Here is a 16745-nt window from a genome sequence, read left to right on the forward strand (position 1 = left end):
GAAGGCCGCAGGGACGGCGAAGGGCCCCGCACGCGCGGGGCCCTTCGCCGTCCGGGGGTCAGGCGGAGCTGGTGACGGGCTCCGGTGACGGCTCGACCGGGGCCTGCGGCGGTGGGAGCTTCTTCGCCCGCCTGCGCTCCTTGAGGTCCTCGACCACCGTGTAGAGGGTCGGCACCAGGACCAGGGTCAGGAGGGTCGAGCTGATCAGCCCGCCGATGACCACGATGGCCAGCGGCTTGCCGATGAACCCGCCCTCCCCGGTGATGCCCAGCGCCATCGGGACCAGGGCGAAGATGGTCGCCGCGGCGGTCATCAGGATGGGCCGCAGCCTGCGGCGACCGCCCTCCACGACCGCGTCCGCGACGGACATGCCGTCGGCCCGGTACTGGTTGACCAGGTCGATCAGGACGATCGCGTTGGTGACCACGATGCCCACCAGCATCAGCATCCCGATCAGCGACGGCAGGCCCAGCGGGGTGCCGGTGGCCAGCAGCAGGCCGATCGCGCCGGTGGCGGCGAACGGGATGGACACCAGCAGGATCAGCGGCTGCACCAGGCTGCGGAACGTGGCCACCATGATCATGAAGACGATGGCGATGGCCGCCAGCACGGCCAGCCCGAGGTCCTGGAACGTCGAGGCCTGATCGGCGCTGACCCCGCCGATCTCGTACTCCGCGCCCCCGGCGAGGGGGGTCGCGTCCAGCCGGGCGGTCAGGTCGGCGGTGACCGCGCCCAGGTCGGCACCGGTCGCCTTGGCCGAGACGGTGGTGCTGCGCTCGCCCCCGGTGCGCCGGACCTGGGCCGGACCGTCGACTGTGGACACCTGCGCCACCTCGCCCAGCGTCACCACGCCGCCCGCGCCGGGCAGCGGGAGGGCGCGCAGGGCGTTGACGTCACCGGGCGCGGTCCCGGTGCGCAGCACGACCTGCTGCCGGGTGCCGCCGATCACCGGCTCCGCGACCGGGATGCCGCGCAGCGCCTGGGTGGCGAACTGGGCGACGGTCTGCGTGCTCAGCCCGCGCGCCGCGGCGGCCCGCTGGTCGACGAGCACCTGCACCCGGGGCGCGCTGACCGCGAGGTCGTTGCTGACCTCGGCCAGCCCCGGGGTCCCCGAGACGACCCGCTGCACGGCGTCCGCGGCGGTCTTGAGCGACGCCGCGTCCGGGGCGGTGACGACGACCTGCACGGTGTCGGAGGCGAAGCCGGCCGCCGCCGCGCCGAACTTCACCGTGCCGCTACCGGGCACGCCGGCCAGCCGCTCGGTCAGCCGGTCCTGCAACGCGGTCAGGTCGGTGCCCTCGCGGACGGTGGCGTTCGCCGAGGTGGCCCCGTTGCCGCCGAGGCCGAAGGCCGCGAACTGCCGGTCGCCGCCGACGGTCACCTGGTAGGTCTCGACCTCCTCGGCCTCGCCGAGCACGGCCTCCAGCTCGCGCGCCGCCTCGTCGCGGGCGGCCAGGCTCGCGCCGGGCGGCAGCTCCTGGGTCAGCCGCAGCGCGGTGTTGCCGGACTGGTCGAGGAAGTTGGTCGTCAACTGGCCCGCCAGCACGCCCGTGCCTGCGAAGATCAGCAGGGCCACGAGCACCGTCACCCCGCGCTTGCGGGTGGCGAACCGCAGCACCGGCACGTAAGCGCGTTGCAGCGGGCTCCTGCGCTCCTCGGCGATCGCGGCCTCGCGGGCGGCCTCGGCCGCGGCGGCGTCGGCGGGGACCGCGGGCGGCTTGAGGAACCAGTACGCCACCACCGGCACCACCGTCAGCGACACGACCAGCGAGGCCAGCAGCGCCACCGTCACGGTGATCGAGAACGGCCCGAACAGCTCACCGGCGATGCCGCCGACGAACGCGATCGGCAGGAACACCGCCACCGTGGTCAGCGTCGACGCGGTCACCGCGCCCGCCACCTCCCGGGTACCGTCGAGCACCGCCCGCTGCTTGGGCTCGCCGTAACCCAGGTGTCGCTTGATGTTCTCCAGCACCACGATCGAGTCGTCGACGACCCGGCCGATGGCGATGGTCAGCGCCCCCAGCGTCAGCAGGTTCAGCGACAGGTCGCCGATCCACAGCGCCAGCAGCGCCACCAGCACCGACAGCGGGATCGACACCGCCGTCACCAGCGTCGAGCGCAGCGACAGCAGGAACAGCAGGATCACGACCACCGCGAACAGCAGCCCCAGCAGCCCCTCGGTGGTCAGGCCGCTGATCGCCTTCTCCACCTGCGGTCCCTGGTCGGAGACGACGGTCAGCTTCGTGCCCGCCGACCGGCCCAGCTCGTCGAGCTTGCCGCGCACCGCCCGGGAGATGTCCACGGCGTTGCCGTCGGCGGTCATGGTCATCGACACGCCGAGGGTGGCCTGGCCGTCGGTGCGGGTGATCGCGGTCGGGGCGGCCAGGCCCTGCTCGACGGTGGCGATGTCGGCCAGCCGCACCGGGCCCGCGCGGCCGGGAACGGTCAGCGCCCGCAGGTCGTCCACCGACCCCAGCGGGCCGCCCACCTGCACCGACAGCGTGTTGTCGCCCTCGCTGAGGGTTCCCGCGGGCGTCGAGCGGCCCGCGGCGGAGAGCGCGGCGGTCAGCGCCGTCGGCTCCACCCCGGCCGCGGCGAGCTTCGCGTAGTCGAGGGTCACGGTGACCGTCTGCTCCCGCGCGCCGGTCAGCGACACCTCCCGCACACCGGGGATCTCCTCCAGGCCGGGCAGCACCTCCGCGCGCAGCCGGGCCGCCGTGGCGGCCTCGTCGGCGCCCACCGTGGCGGCCAGCGTGACGACCGGGATGTCGTCGGTGCTGCCCTGCGTGACGGTCGGCTCCACGTCCTCCGGCAACTGCGGGCGCAGCCGGTTGACCGCCTGCTGGATCTGCGCGACCCCGCCGTCGAGGTCGGTGCCGTAGACGAACTGCACCTGCACCGTCGCTGAGCCCTCGGCGGAGCGGGTGGTGACCTGCTCGACACCGGGGATGCCCCGGGCGGCCGCGGCGATCGGCTCGGCGATCTCGCTGTCGACCACGTCGGGCGAGGCGCCCGGGTAGGGCGCGACGACCACCGCGGCGGGCAGCTCGATGGACGGGAAGAGCTGTTGGCGCAGCGACGGCAGGGCGATGACGCCGAACCCGATGACCAGCAGGCTGAGCAACCCCACCAGTCCCCGGTTGCCCAGGCTCAGTCTTGCCAGCACGGACATGGCTGTGTGTGTCCCCTCGGTGTGACCCCGGTGAAACCCCGGCGGCACCGCTGCCCGCGCGGGGTGGCGTCAGCCTGGCACACCGAACCTGAGAGCCTTTCCGGTCCACCGGGAACGCCGTCAGGACGAGGTCTCACCCCGCGTGTGCGACGTCCGGTGCACCCCGTTCTCCTTGGTGTCCAACGGTTCCGATCCGTCCACAGTGTCGACGGGGGGAGGTGGGGTCGACCTGTCCACTGAGTCGGGTCCCCGGGTGCCGTTCCCGGTCCGGGCGTCCGGGTCCTCGTCGCGCCAGGCCCGGGCGCTCTCCCCGGAGCGGATCTGCTCGGCCGCCCGATCCAGCTCCAGCCGCTGCCAGCGCCGCCGCTCCCGCCGGGTCATCTTCGCGGGCCACAGCTCCTGGATGGCGGAGTTGAAGTAGGCGCCGATCACCACCGCGAGCCCGATGAAGTAGGCGAACAGCAGGAACGCGATCGGGGTGGCCAGCGCGCCGTAGGTGTAGCCGGTGGAGGTGATGGCGCCGATGTAGAACCGCAGGCCGATGCTGGAGAAGATGAAGAACACCATCGCCAGCAGCGCACCGGGGACCCCGCGGTGCCAGGGCAGCTTGCGCGGCAGGGCCAGCTTGTAGAGCGTGGCCAGCGCCAGCACGATCAACAGCCCGATCGCCGGGTAGTAGGTGAACGACAGGTAACCGATGATGGTCGGCCGCCAGGACACCGGGAACAGGTTCGGCAACAGGTCCGGTCCCAGCGCCAGCACCGGCAGCCCCACGATCAGCAGCACCAGGCTGGCCATGTAGATCAGCAGCGAGAAGATCCGCTGCCACACCTCGTTGCGCACCCCGTACTGGTCGTGCGCCACGGTGATCGCGTCGACGAACGACGACATCGCCGACGAGCCCGCCCACAGCGAGATGAGGAAGCCGATCGAGACGATCTCACCGCGCCCGACGGTGAGGATGTCGCTGACCGTGGGCTCGATGATCTGCGTCACCACGTTGCCGCTGAACGCGGTGCGGGAGATGTCGATGATGCTGGCCTGCACCGATTGGATGACGTCGCGGCCGAACCACTCCGCCACGTAACCGAGGCTGCCGAGCAGTCCCAGCAGCAGCGGCGGCAGCGACAGGACCTGCCAGAACGCCGACTCCGCAGCCTCGGAGAAGATGTTCCCGCCCCACGCCTTGCCCAGGGTGCGCTTGACCAGCCGCCACGGTCCCCGGCGCCGCGGGGGCGCGCCGTCGCGGCCGGTCGGGTGTCCGGACAGCGGGTTCATCGCGCCCAGCATGGCTCATCAGTGGTGATCCGGCCGCACGGCCCGGGCGATCGTTACCCGCGTGTCGCGTCAGGCGGCGATCACCGACGGGGGCCGGGTAGTCTCACGGACGCCCTCACACCGGGACCGACCGCCGCGCACCGCCGCCCGGCGCGAGCCGATTGAGGGCGTTCGCATGTGCGCCGAGTGGCTGGAAGGAGCTGGGGCATCCCGTGACCCGGGCCGAGGTTGAACCGGACACCCAGGAACAGCGGACCCCACCCGCCCGACCGCTGCGGGCCTGGCAGCGCCGCGCGCTGACGATGTACCTCACCCGCAGGCCCAAGGACTTCCTCGCGGTGGCCACGCCGGGCGCGGGCAAGACGGTCTTCGGGCTGCGGGTCGCCGCCGAGCTGCTCGCCGACCGCACGGTCGAGCGGATCACCGTCGTCGCCCCGACCGAGCACCTCAAGCACCAGTGGGCGGCCTCGGCCGCGGCGGCGGGCATCCCGATCGACCCGAACTTCACCAACTCGATGGGCCAGACCTCCAGCGACTACCTGGGCGTCGCGGTCACCTACGCGCAGGTCGCCGCGCACCCCGCGCTGCACCGGGTGCGCACCGAGCAGCGCAAGACGCTGGTGATCCTCGACGAAATCCACCACGGCGGCGACGCCAAGAGCTGGGGCGACGCGGTCCGCGAGGCGTTCACCCCGGCGACCAGGCGGCTGGCGCTGACCGGGACGCCGTTCCGCTCCGACGACTCGCCGATCCCGTTCATCCAGTACGAGCCGGACGGCGCGGGCTTCCAGCGCTCCAAGGCCGACCACACCTACGGCTACTCCGACGCGCTGCGCGACGGCGTGGTCCGACCGGTGATCTTCCTGGCCTACTCCGGTGAGGCGAGCTGGCGCACCAGCGCGGGCGAGGAGTTCTCCGCCCGCCTCGGCGAGCCGCTGACCGCCGAGCAGACCGCCCGGGCCTGGCGCACGGCGCTGGACCCGTCGGGGGAGTGGATCCCGTCGGTGCTGGGCGCGGCGAACGTGCGGCTGACCCAGTTGCGCGAGGGCGGCATCCCGGACGCGGGCGGGCTGGTCATCGCCTCCGACCACGTCACCGCCAAGGCCTACGCCAAGATCCTGCACACCATGACCGGCGAGGAACCGGCCCTGGTGCTCTCCGACGACCCGAAGGCGTCGGGCCGCATCCAGGAGTTCTCCGAGGGCACCGCCCGCTGGCTGGTCGCGGTCCGGATGGTCAGCGAGGGCGTCGACGTGCCCCGGCTGGCCGTGGGCGTCTACGCCACCAGCGCCTCGACGCCGCTGTTCTTCGCCCAGGCCATCGGCCGCTACGTGCGCGCCAGGCGCCCGGGGGAGACCGCGAGCATCTTCCTGCCGTCGGTGCCGGTGCTGCTCGACCTCGCCAGCGAGCTGGAGGCCGAGCGCGACCACGTCCTGGGCAAGCCGCACCGGGAGGAGGAGGGCTGGGCCGACGGCCTGCTCGCCGACGCCAACCGCACCAAGGACGAACCGGGCGAGGAGGAGAAGGCGTTCACCTCCCTGGGCGCCTCGGCGGAGCTGGACCAGGTCATCTTCGACGGCTCCTCGTTCGGCACCTCGGCGTTCTCCGGCTCCGACGAGGAGCAGGAGTACCTCGGCCTGCCCGGCCTGCTCGAACCCGACCAGGTCCGCGCCCTGCTCAAGCAGCGCCAGGACGACCAGCTCCAGGCCCGCTCGCGCAAGGCGGCGGAGGAGGCGGCCAAGCCCAGGGAGGTCCCGGTCGCCCGCCCGCAGTCGGTCCAGGAGCGCCTGGCGACGCTGCGCAAGGAGCTCAACGCCCTGGTCGGCATGGCCCACCACCGCACCGGCAAGCCGCACGGCATGATCCACGGCGAGCTGCGCCGCACCTGCGGCGGCCCGCCCACCGCGATGGCCACCGTGGAGCAGCTCGAAGAGCGCATCGCCACCCTGCGCTCCTGGTAGCGGTCCCCGCTCGAACTCCCCGCGTCAGGTACTGCCCGCGTCCCGGGTCGACTCGGTGACCTGCGGAAGCGGTCCGATGAGCGGGTGTCCCGGTGTGCGCGCCTACGGTCCGCACCCGATCGGACGCGATCCGTACACCCGTTCGGACGCATTGCGCGCAGATGTCCACTCCGTTGCCAAACCGTGTCCCACCGAAGGGACCTGAATCGAGTCAGTCCGGTTTCCGACGTCGGTCGAACGGCATATGTTGTGGCCCACAACATTTGGAACGGACAGCTCGCCCCGGGCCCAGGCGGCACCGTCCAGCGGCATCGAAAGGGACATCGTGATGCGCAGCAAGACTCTGGCATTCCTGGCCGCGGGGCTGGGTACGGCCCTGACCCTGACGGCGTGCGGGGCCAACCAGGCCACCCCGCCCGCTTCCGGCGGTTCCAGCGACACCGCGAGCAGTGGCGGCGGCATCCCGGTGGGCGTGATCCTGCCGGAGACCGCGACGTCCGCCCGCTGGGAGGGCTTCGACAAGCCCATGCTGGAAGCGGCGATGAGGGCCAAGGGCCTCGACCCCGACATCCAGAACGCCCAGGGCGACGTGCAGAAGTTCACCACCCTCGCGGACGGCATGATCAGCCAGGGCGTCAAGGTCCTGGTCATCGCCTCGATCAACTCCGAGGTCGGCACCGCGGTGGCGACCAAGGCCAAGGCCCGCGGCATCCCCACCATCGACTACGACCGCCTCAACCTCGGCGGCAGCTCCGACTACTACGTGTCCTTCGACAACGTGAAGGTCGGCGAACTCCAGGGCCAGGGGCTGGCCGACGCGCTCAAGGACAAGCCGGGCGCGCAGGTCATCGAGATCGAGGGCGCCCCGACCGACAACAACGCGACCCTGTTCTACAACGGCCAGCAGAACGTCCTGAAGCCGCTGTACGACGCGGGCACGCTCAAGCTGGTGCAGAAGCAGGCCATCGACGGGTGGGACAACCAGAAGGGCGGCACCACCTTCGAGCAGATCCTGACCGGCAACGGCGGCAAGGTCGACGGCGTCGTGGCCGCCAACGACGGCCTCGCAGGCGCGGTGATCACCGTGCTGCGCAAGAACGGCCTCAACGGCAAGGTCCCGGTGACCGGCCAGGACGCGACCGCGGACGGCCTGATGGCGATCCTGCGCGGCGACCAGTACATGACCGTGTTCAAGCCGATCAAGGAAGAGGCGGAGAACACCGCCGCGCTGGCCGCCCTGCTGGCCAAGGGCGACACCGCGGGCGCCGACGCGCTGGCCAAGCAGAGCAGCGACGACACCAAGGCCAACCGCAAGGTGAAGTCGGTGCTGCTGGAGCCGAAGCTGACCACCAAGGACACCGTCAAGGAGGTCGTGACGCAGGGCTACGTGAAGGCGTCGGAGATCTGCGGCGGCGACCTCGCCCCGGTGTGCTCGCAGCTCGGCATCAGCTGACCGAAGTCCTCCGCCCCCGGCGCGGCGCGTCTCCCCCCACGCGCCGGGCCGGGGGCGGTCCCTCCCCGTAGGAGATCGCGCCATGAGCGAACCCATTCTGGAGATCACCGGGCTCAACAAGAGCTTCGGACCCGTGCACGTGCTGCACGACGTGGACTTCACCGTGCGCGCCGGTGAGGTCACCGCACTCGTCGGTGACAACGGCGCGGGCAAGTCGACCCTGGTCAAGTGCGTGGCGGGCATCCACCCGACCGACTCCGGGCAGGTGTCCTTCAACGGCAGGCCGGTGACGATCAACGGCCCGCGCGACGCCGCCGACCTGGGCATCGAGGTCGTCTACCAGGACCTCGCGCTGGCCGACAACCTCGACATCGTGCAGAACATGTTCCTCGGCCGCGAGCGCGGCAGCGCCTGGATGCTCGACGAGGCCAGCATGGAGAAGGCCGCCCGCGACACCCTGGCCTCGCTGTCGGTGCGCACGGTCAAGTCGGTGCGCACCCCGGTCTCCTCGCTCTCCGGCGGGCAGCGGCAGACCGTGGCCATCGCCAAGTCGGTGCTGTGGGAGAGCAAGGTCGTGCTGCTCGACGAGCCGACCGCCGCGCTCGGCGTCGCCCAGACCCGGCAGGTGCTCGACCTGGTGCGCAGGCTGGCCGAGCAGGGCCTGGGTGTGGTGCTGATCAGCCACAACATGGCCGACGTGTTCGAGGTGGCCGACCGGATCGCCACCCTCTACCTGGGCCGCATGGTCGCCCAGGTGCCGACCAGGGACGTCACGCACGGCCAGGTCGTCGAGCTGATCACCGCGGGCCGATCCGGAGACCTCGGGCTGGCCCGCCCCGAGTCCGCGACAGTCTGATCACTGAGGCACACCAATGACTGAAACCCCGGCCACCGAGAAGATCGACACCGGCGGCGCCATCTCCGACTTCGGCATCGACACCACCACCCAGTCCAGCGGCGAGGCGCTGCGCGACTACTTCGCGCGGCTGCGCGGCGGCGAGCTGGGCTCGCTGCCCGCCGTCCTCGGCCTGGCCGCGATGGTGCTGGTGTTCTGGGTGCTGTCCGACAGCTTCCTCACCCTGGACAACACCGCGAACCTGCTCGCCCAGGGCGCGGGCAAGATGATCATCGCCATGGGGCTGGTGTTCGTCCTGCTGCTCGGCGAGATCGACCTGTCCGCGGGCACCGCCTCCGGTGTGGCCGCGGCGGTGATGGCCATGCACTACGTGCGCTCGGGCAACCTGCTCGGCGGCATGGGCTCCACCGTGTTCTACGTGTTCGTCGCGGGCCTGGTCGTCGCGGCGGGCCTGGCGCTGTTCATGCGCATCTGGGCGGGCGCGGTCATGGCCGGGATCGCCATCGTCATCGCCATGGTCGGTGCGGCGCCGAACCCGTGGATCGAGATGCTGCTGGCGGTCTGCGTCGGCACCGCGATCGGCGTGGTCACCGGCTTCCTGGTCTCCAAGATCGGCATGCCGTCGTTCGTGGTGACCCTGGCGCTGTTCATCACCTGGCAGGGCGTCATCCTGCAGTTCATCGGCGACGGCGGCGTGTTCGGCATCGGCACCCAGCCGGTGCTGTTCTCCGTCGCCAACGGCAACCTGCCCGTGCTCGGGAGCTGGGTCCTGTTCGTCGTCGCGGCGGGCGGCTACGCCGCGGTTGTGCTCGGCGAGCACTTCAGCAGGCTCAAGCGCGGCCTGGTCACCATGCCCACGCCGCTGGTGCTGGCCAAGGCAGGCGCGGTCGCGCTGGTCGGCGCGGTGGCCACCTTCGCGCTGACGCTCAACCGCTCACCCAACGAGTCCATCGTCATCCAGGGCGTCCCGTACGTGGTGCCGATCGTGCTCGTGGTGCTGGTCATCGGCACCTACGTGCTCAACCGCACCCGCTACGGCCGCCACATCTACGCCGTCGGCGGCAACGCCGAGGCGGCCCGGCGCGCGGGCATCAACGTGGGCAAGATCCGGGCCAGCGTGTTCGTCGTCACCTCCTCCCTGGCCGCCCTGGGTGCGATCGTGTACTCGTCGAAGGTCGGCTCGGTCGACCCGCAGGCCGGTGGCCTCAACACCCTGCTGTTCGCGGTCGGCGCGGCCGTCATCGGCGGCACGTCGCTGTTCGGCGGGCGGGGCAAGGTGTTCCACGCGGTGGTCGGCGGCCTGGTGCTGGCGGTCGTGGAGAACGGCCTCGGCCTGCTCAAGCAGCCCGCCGCCGTGGTCAACATCGTCACCGGCCTCGTACTGTTGCTGGCGGCCACCGTCGACGCCCTCTCGCGCAGGCGGGCAGCGGTCTCCACCAGGTAAACCGGAAGGCAGGAACGTGACCAGCACGCCCACGGCGGGAGCCCGTCCCGACGAGGTGCGCAGGCACAACCGGACCGCGCTGCTGCGCAGGCTGCACGTGGCGGGCCCCACCACCCGGGCGTCCCTGGCGACGGAACTGGGGCTCAACCGCAGCACCATCAAGGCACTGGTCGACGGGCTGGCGGAGTCCGGGGTGGTCGAGGAACGACTGCCCCGGGCCCGCACCGGCGCGGGCAGGCCGTCGCTGCTGGTCCTCCCGCAGGCGCACGCCGCGGTGGTCGTCGCGGTCGACATCCGGGTCGAGCAGGTGGCGATCGCCCTGGTCGGCCTGGGCGGGGAGATGCTCGGCCGCAACAGCTGGAACCTGCACGGCCGCGCCAGCGAACCGGACGAGGTCATCACCCACGTCATCGAGTCCACCCAGGTCCTCGCCGCCGAACTGGGCGTGCGGCTGGTCGGGGCGGGCGTGTCGGTCCCGGGTGTCGTCCGCCGCTCCGACGGCTTCGTCCACGAGGCCCCGAACCTCCAGTGGACCAACGTCCCCCTGGGCGACCGCCTTGGCGGCGCCCTCTCTGTCCCCATCCGCATCGCCAACGACGCGGAGATCGCCGCCCTCGCCGAACACCTCCGCGGCGCCGCCCGCGGCTCCCTCGATGCCGTCTACGTCTCCGCGGACGTGGGCGTCGGCGGCGGCGTCATCTCCGACGGCTCGGCCCTGCGCGGCACCGCCGGGTACGTGGGCGAACTCGGCCACATGGTGGTCAACCCGCGCGGCCGCCCCTGCTACTGCGGCAGCCGGGGGTGCTGGGAGACCGAGGTGGGCGAACTGGCCCTGTGCCGCGCCCTCAAGCTCCCGGAGGGCACACCGCGCGGCGCGGTCGTCGCCGAACTGCGCTCCCTGACCACCCCCGAGCGGATCACCGCCGTCCTGGGCGACTTCCGCGAGTTCCTGACCATCGGCCTGGTCAACATCGTCAACGTGTTCGGCCCGGAACTGGTCGTCCTGGGCGACCTGTTCACCGCCCTGCCCCCGCCGCTGATCTCCGCCGTGGGCGCCGAGGTCAGCCGCCGCTCCCTGGTGAGCCGGGCGGTGGGCGGCACCAGGGTCCTCACCTCGGCGATGGGCTCGGACGTGAAGCTGATCGGCGCCGCCGAACTGGCCTTCGAACCGGTCCTCGACATGGTCTGAACCCCCGCGTCCGGGGCTCCGGCTCGCCCACACGCCTCCCGGCAGCGTCCCAGGTGCTGATCCGTCGATCGGACAACGAGAAGGGCCGGTACCCCGCAGCGGGATACCGGCCCTCCTCGTGATCAGGCGCGACTGTCAGCCCTTCTGGAGCTCGGCCGCCAGCTCGCGCAAACGGTCCTCGTGCGCCCGAGCGTGGTGGCCGCAGAACAGGAGCTCTCCTCCGGAGGAAAGTACGGCGCGAACCTGAGCGGCCGCGCCGCACCGGTCGCAGCGGTCGGCAGCGGTCAGCTCGGGGCGGGTGAGCGTCGTAGTCGTCGTCATGGGAGTTCTCCCTCCGTCCCGGCACCGGATGGATCCGGTGCCCTCATCGGCTGCGGTCACGGAGGCGGAAACTCCGCCGTGGTCGCACTTCCTACTCTTACAGACGTTTGGGCCCCCGGCAGTGTTCCCGTATCCAGAGTTAAAGCCGGTAACCGGGGTTTTACTCGCCGAGGTAGGCAAAAAAGGCCCTGGAGCTGGGCTTACGCCACGCAAACGGAAGCTGAATCCCCGATGATCTGAGATGCTGTTCACCACGGGCGAACGCTCCGGACGACCACATCCTGGACTTGATCGGCCGAACGGGCGGATTTCCCCGAGGCGCCACCCCGGCGAGGCGATTCGCGCAACGGTGACGAGGTCACCCGAGGTGGTCGAGCGACTACACAGGACCCCGCGTCGTCCCGCAGTGCTTCCGAGGGGGACTCCTCCTCCGAGGACGGCGATGTCTCCCCGTCGACGTCCACGGGCACATCACACGTCGAGGCGTGCCCCCGCGGGGACACGCCTCGACGCCGATCAGCCGTTTATTCCAGGTAGTCGCGCAGGACCTGCGAGCGCGACGGGTGGCGCAGCTTCGACATGGTCTTGGACTCGATCTGGCGGATGCGCTCGCGGGTGACCCCGTAGACCTGACCGATCTCGTCCAGGGTGCGCGGCTGGCCGTCGGTGAGGCCGAAGCGGAGGCGGACGACACCCGCCTCGCGCTCGGAGAGCGTGGCCAGGACCGACTGGAGCTGGTCCTGCAGGAGCGTGAACGACACCGCGTCCACCGCGACCACGGCCTCGGAGTCCTCGATGAAGTCACCGAGCTGGCTGTCGCCCTCGTCGCCGATGGTCTGGTCCAGGGAGATGGGTTCCCGGGCGTACTGCTGGATCTCCAGCACCTTCTCCGGGGTGATGTCCATCTCCTTGGCGAGCTCCTCCGGGGTGGGCTCGCGGCCCAGGTCCTGGAGCAGTTCGCGCTGGATGCGGCCGAGCTTGTTGATGACCTCGACCATGTGCACCGGGATGCGGATGGTGCGGGCCTGGTCGGCCATGGCGCGGGTGATCGCCTGGCGGATCCACCAGGTGGCGTACGTGGAGAACTTGTAGCCCTTGGTGTAGTCGAACTTCTCCACCGCGCGGATCAGGCCGAGGTTGCCCTCCTGGATCAGGTCCAGGAACGCCATGCCGCGGCCGGTGTAGCGCTTGGCCAGCGACACCACGAGGCGCAGGTTGGCCTCGAGCAGGTGGTTCTTGGCCCGCTCGCCGTCGCGCACGATCCAGCGGAGGTCGCGGCGCATCTGCGGCTGGAGCTTCTCGTTCTCGTCCTCGGACTTGCGCACGCGCTCGGCGGCGTAGAGCCCGGCCTCGATGCGCTTGGCGAGTTCGACCTCCTCCTCGGCGTTGAGGAGGGCGACCTTGCCGATCTGCTTGAGGTAGGCGCGGACCGAGTCGGCGGAGGCGGTGAGCTCGGCGTCCTTGCGGGCCTGCCGCAGCGCCTCGGACTCCTCCTCGTCCCAGACGAAGTCGCCGTCCTTGGTCTCCTTGCCGCCGGTGTCCTTCTCCTCCGGCTCCTCCACGGCCTCCTCGACCGGGTCGACCTCGACCTCTTCGAGGTCGGCGAGATCGGGGGCGTCCTCGTCCGGCTCCTCGCCGTCGGGACCGTCCCCGGCCTTCTTGGGGCCGGACTTGGCCGCGGTCTTCTTCGGCGCGCGTGGGGCCTTGGCCCCGGCGGCCTTCCGCGCCGTCGTCTTGGTCCCGTTCACGCCCGCCAGCTCTTCGTCCTCTGCCGGTGCGCTCTTGGTCGTCTTGGCGGCGCTCGCCGACGCGGTGGAGCGTCGGGTTGCGGTTCGTGCGGCTGCCACGTACGCCCTTTCACAACTGTCCATCACGGCTGCGTCCGAGTGTGGAAACGCCTGGTCACTGCCGGAGTTCGGGGGAGTGCCCGGTGGGCTTCTCAGCCGCGGGCCTGTTCCATTGTAGCGACGGGCGGCGTGTCCCGAGGACACGCCAAGCCCGAAATGTGCTCGTGCACCCGCTCAGGGGGCGGTTTCAGGGGTTGGCCCCCGCCGCAGCGGCCACCGCTGCCCCCACGATGCCCGCGTCGTTGCGCAGTTCGGCGGCCACGACCTTGGTCCGGACGTCGAGCAGCGGCAGCCACTTGTCGGCCTTCTTGCTCACCCCGCCACCGGCGATGATGAGGTCCGGCCAGATCAGGTTCTCCAGGCCGTGGACGTAGCGGGTCACCCGCTTGGCCCACTGCTCCCAGGACAGGTCCTCCTCCTCCTTGGCCGAGGCCGCCGCGCGCTTCTCCGCGTCGTGGCCGTCGATCTCGAGGTGGCCGAACTCGGTGTTCGGGACGAGCTTGCCGTCGAGGAACAGCGCGCTGCCGATGCCGGTGCCGAAGGTCAGCAGCACCACCACACCGGTCTGGTCGTGCGGCTGGCCGTAGCGGACCTCGGCGATGCCCGCCGCGTCCGCGTCGTTGAGCACGGTCACCTGGTCCGCGGGCAGGCCGAGGCGGCCCGCGAACAGCGCGGCGGCGTCGGTGCCGATCCAGCTCTTGTCGATGTTGGCCGCCGAGTGCGCCACCCCGCGCTTGACCACCGACGGCAGGGTGACCCCGACCGGCCCGGTCCACCCGAAGTCCTTCACGATCGAGGTGACCACCTCCGACACCGCCTCCGGCGTCGACGGGGTCGGGGTGGGGATCCTGATCCGCTCGCCCTCGAGCTTCCCCCCATCGAGGTCCACCACGCATCCCTTGATGCCGGAACCGCCGATGTCCACTCCGAAGCCGCGGGCTGCACCCATCCCCGGTTCCTTTCAAATTCGATTCAGTGGCCGTCGAGCGGTGACATTAGCCGTCCGGTCCCGGCTGTGGTCGGATGGACGGGTGGGCACCTCTGAACGCGACCTCGCGGAGATCGCCGAGACCGTGGCCGTGGCCGCCGCGGCACTGGCCGAGTCGACCAGGGCCGCGGCCATCCGCGACGTCGGCACCAAGAGCACCCGCACCGACGTGGTCACCGCGGGCGACCGGGCCGCCGAGGACCTCGTCCGAGCCCGGCTGGCCGAACTGCGACCGGGCGACGCGGTGCTGGGTGAGGAGGGCGGCGGGGCGGCCGGACCGGGCCTGACCTGGGTCGTCGACCCCATCGACGGGACGGTGAACTACCTCTACGGCTACCCCTGGTACGCGGTGTCGCTGGCCGCCCAGGTCGACGGGGTGTCGGTCGCCGGGGCGGTCGTGGAGCCGGTCAGCGGCAGGCGCTGGACCGCCGCCCGCGGGCACGGCGCCTGGCTCGACGGGCGCAGGCTGCGGGTCGCGGAACCCGCGGGACTGGACGTGTCGCTGGTCGCCACCGGGTTCTCCTACTCGGCGCAGCGCCGCCGCGACCACGCCGCGGTGGTCGCCCGGCTGCTGGGCCGGGTGCGCGACATCCGGCGGGCCGGGGCGGCGTCGCTGGACCTGTGCGCGGTCGCGGCGGGGTGGGTGGACGGGTACTGCGAGCGCGGGCTCTCCCGGTGGGACTGGGCGGCGGGGGCGCTGATCGCCGAGGAGGCGGGGGCGGTGGTGTCGCTGCCGGGGGAGGCGCCCGAGCTGGGGGCGGACGCGGTGTTCGCGTGCGCGCCCGCGGTGGCGGGGGAGTTGCGGGCGGCGCTCGTGGAGTGCGGGATCGGCGGGTACGAGTAGCGGCTGGAGTTGCCGTGGCGTGCTCGTGGATCAGCCGTGGGTCTTGGCTTGCAAACCCGGTCGCTTGTTGAAGTGCCCGGCTGGGTGGATGTGTTCGGGCGGGGCCCCTATGGCGATCATGTGCCCAGTGTGACCGAGTGGGGCTGAAGAGATGCCCCACAGCCCAAGCAGGCTTGCACATGATCGCCACCCCCACCCAAACACATCCACCCACCCGGGCAGTTGGGCAGCCGGGCAGGCGGTTTCGGGGGCGGCTGGCTGTCGCTGCGCCGGTGGGGTTCTGGGTGGCTGGGATCGGACAGGCGGGGTGGTCGGCTGCTGTGCCCTGCGCCTGCGGGTTCGGGGTGACCGGCGTTGAGGGGGTCTAGCAGCGGGTCTTCTCGATGGCGGCCAGCAGGGCCGGGTCCAGGGCGGGGCCGGTGCCCTCGGCGTTCTGCAAGCCGCCCTGCGGGCCGTTCTGCGCCCAGTCGCTCAGTTGTTCCAGGATGCGGCGGGAGGCCGTGGTGGGCTCCAGGTGCGTGTAGCGCTGGCCGATGGCCAGGTCGACGGTGGCGTCCTGGCGCTCGTCGCGGACGAGTTCGGCGCAGGGTTCGATCAGGCTGAGGGTGCGGGCGGCGGGCATCCCCTGCTGGCCGAAGCGGATCTGGGCCCGGCAGGTGAGTGACCCGTTGGTGTAGACGGTGTCGTTGGCCGGGTCGGTGACCTGGGTGAAGCCCAGTTCTCGCAGGGCCTCGGTGACCGCTCCGGCCTGGCGCCGCTGGCCGCTGGCGTTGACCACGCGCAGCAGGCTGCCCCCCGGGGCGGCCGGGGTGGTGCGGTCGAGCGCGTCGTCCGGGAGGGGTTGGCCGAGCGCCGGGGCGGGCCTGCCGTCGGCGGCGGGTACCGGGGTGGGCGGCGGGGCGCAGGCGTTGGCGGCGTCGGCCTCGCTGTCGGAGCCGAGGACCTGGAACCACACGACCGTCGCCACCAGGCAGAGGACGGCCAGGAAGATCAACGCAGGCAGTGGCCTGCGCTTGCGGTACGGGGCCTGGACCCCGGCTGCGCTCAGCTCAGCGGCGGCCACGTGCGGACCCTCCCAACGGACCCCATGGCCCCACCCCCGGGCGTCGGAACCGGGTCTCCCCGACTCGATCGTCGTTGCAGTTCAGCCTATTGGTTTCGCCCGGATTCACCGCACCCGGGCGAAGGGGTGTGCGTCACCTGCCGTGATCGCCCCGTGCAACGGCGGCGTGGCGCACGGTCACCTCCCCGGTAAATCGGACCACGGGCGCACGCCGCCGACAAGGCCATTGCGGGCACAGCGCCCGATCGTGGCACCCCGTGCCGGTCCGGTGACACGGATCGGACACGCCCCGGGGGTGAGGGTGTGCGCGGACCCGGCGGGCATGG

Annotated in this window: 12 protein-coding genes; 6 read left to right on the forward strand and 6 right to left on the reverse strand. The window is 71.7% G+C overall.

Translation table 11 applies throughout. The features are described 5' to 3' along the window. Positions 1–58 precede the first annotated feature (58 nt). Both L6E12_RS19995 and L6E12_RS20000 read right to left on the reverse strand, forming a co-directional pair. The gene (locus tag L6E12_RS19995) at positions 59–3175 is read right to left on the reverse strand and encodes an efflux RND transporter permease subunit (RefSeq protein ID WP_236229448.1); all 3117 of its coding nucleotides are present in this window, start codon (positions 3173–3175) and stop codon (positions 59–61) included. A 120-nt stretch (positions 3176–3295) separates the two neighbouring features. Then, positions 3296–4453: a YihY/virulence factor BrkB family protein gene (locus tag L6E12_RS20000; protein ID WP_236229449.1), complete on the reverse strand. Its 1158-nt coding sequence runs from the start codon at positions 4451–4453 to the stop codon at positions 3296–3298. Between the two features lie 212 nt (positions 4454–4665). Between L6E12_RS20000 and L6E12_RS20005 the strand changes: the two genes are divergently transcribed. From L6E12_RS20005 to L6E12_RS20025, 5 genes are all read left to right on the forward strand, one after another. Further along, entirely contained in the window at positions 4666–6414 is a 1749-nt protein-coding gene (locus tag L6E12_RS20005; RefSeq protein WP_236229450.1) for a DEAD/DEAH box helicase, read from the forward strand. Between the two features lie 328 nt (positions 6415–6742). Then, positions 6743–7867, forward strand: a complete 1125-nt coding sequence (locus tag L6E12_RS20010; RefSeq protein ID WP_236229451.1) for a sugar ABC transporter substrate-binding protein — start codon at positions 6743–6745, stop codon at positions 7865–7867. Positions 7868–7949: 82 nt separating this feature from the next. Then, positions 7950–8723 carry an ATP-binding cassette domain-containing protein gene (locus L6E12_RS20015; RefSeq protein WP_035280042.1) on the forward strand — a complete coding sequence of 258 codons (774 nt, stop codon included), beginning with the start codon at positions 7950–7952 and terminating at the stop codon, positions 8721–8723. 16 nt (positions 8724–8739) lie between these two features. Beyond that, a complete protein-coding gene (locus L6E12_RS20020) occupies positions 8740–10167 on the forward strand; it encodes a sugar ABC transporter permease (RefSeq protein WP_236229452.1) in 1428 nt (475 codons plus the stop codon). Between the two features lie 16 nt (positions 10168–10183). Continuing rightward, positions 10184–11356 (forward strand): ROK family protein, encoded by a 1173-nt coding sequence (locus L6E12_RS20025; protein ID WP_236229453.1) that lies wholly within the window; start codon positions 10184–10186, stop codon positions 11354–11356. Positions 11357–11491: 135 nt separating this feature from the next. Here the strand turns inward: L6E12_RS20025 and L6E12_RS20030 are convergent, their stop codons facing one another. The 3 genes from L6E12_RS20030 to ppgK all read right to left on the reverse strand — a co-directional run bounded on the left by L6E12_RS20030 (position 11492) and on the right by ppgK (position 14473). Beyond that, complete coding sequence (locus L6E12_RS20030) at positions 11492–11677, reverse strand: hypothetical protein (RefSeq protein WP_035280038.1); 186 nt, start codon at positions 11675–11677, stop codon at positions 11492–11494. Between the two features lie 524 nt (positions 11678–12201). Further along, positions 12202–13524: an RNA polymerase sigma factor gene (locus L6E12_RS20035; RefSeq protein ID WP_308075079.1), complete on the reverse strand. Its 1323-nt coding sequence runs from the start codon at positions 13522–13524 to the stop codon at positions 12202–12204. 187 nt (positions 13525–13711) lie between these two features. After that, entirely contained in the window at positions 13712–14473 is a 762-nt protein-coding gene (ppgK, locus tag L6E12_RS20040) for a polyphosphate--glucose phosphotransferase (RefSeq protein WP_236229455.1), read from the reverse strand. 82 nt (positions 14474–14555) lie between these two features. Here ppgK and L6E12_RS20045 point away from each other — a divergent pair, with 82 nt between their 5' ends. After that, positions 14556–15356, forward strand: coding sequence for an inositol monophosphatase family protein (locus L6E12_RS20045; protein WP_308075080.1), 801 nt, complete (start codon positions 14556–14558; stop codon positions 15354–15356). Between the two features lie 364 nt (positions 15357–15720). Here L6E12_RS20045 and cei read toward each other — a convergent pair whose 3' ends face one another. Continuing rightward, positions 15721–16419 (reverse strand): envelope integrity protein Cei, encoded by a 699-nt coding sequence (gene cei, locus L6E12_RS20050; RefSeq protein ID WP_236229456.1) that lies wholly within the window; start codon positions 16417–16419, stop codon positions 15721–15723. Between the last annotated feature and the right edge of the window lie 326 nt (positions 16420–16745).

The sequence above is a fragment of the Actinokineospora sp. PR83 genome (assembly GCF_021056305.1).
GTDB classification, from domain to species: domain Bacteria; phylum Actinomycetota; class Actinomycetes; order Mycobacteriales; family Pseudonocardiaceae; genus Actinokineospora; species Actinokineospora spheciospongiae.

Excerpts from the sequence above, each read along its gene's own strand:
- L6E12_RS19995 (WP_236229448.1), bottom strand. The coding sequence starts at position 3,175 with ATGTCCGTGCTGGCAAGACTGAGCCTGGGCAACCGGGGACTGGTGGGG.
- L6E12_RS20000 (WP_236229449.1), bottom strand. The coding sequence starts at position 4,453 with ATGAACCCGCTGTCCGGACACCCGACCGGCCGCGACGGCGCGCCCCCG.
- L6E12_RS20010 (WP_236229451.1), top strand. The coding sequence starts at position 6,743 with ATGCGCAGCAAGACTCTGGCATTCCTGGCCGCGGGGCTGGGTACGGCC.
- L6E12_RS20015 (WP_035280042.1), top strand. The coding sequence starts at position 7,950 with ATGAGCGAACCCATTCTGGAGATCACCGGGCTCAACAAGAGCTTCGGA.
- L6E12_RS20020 (WP_236229452.1), top strand. The coding sequence starts at position 8,740 with ATGACTGAAACCCCGGCCACCGAGAAGATCGACACCGGCGGCGCCATC.
- L6E12_RS20030 (WP_035280038.1), bottom strand. The coding sequence starts at position 11,677 with ATGACGACGACTACGACGCTCACCCGCCCCGAGCTGACCGCTGCCGAC.
- ppgK (WP_236229455.1), bottom strand. The coding sequence starts at position 14,473 with ATGGGTGCAGCCCGCGGCTTCGGAGTGGACATCGGCGGTTCCGGCATC.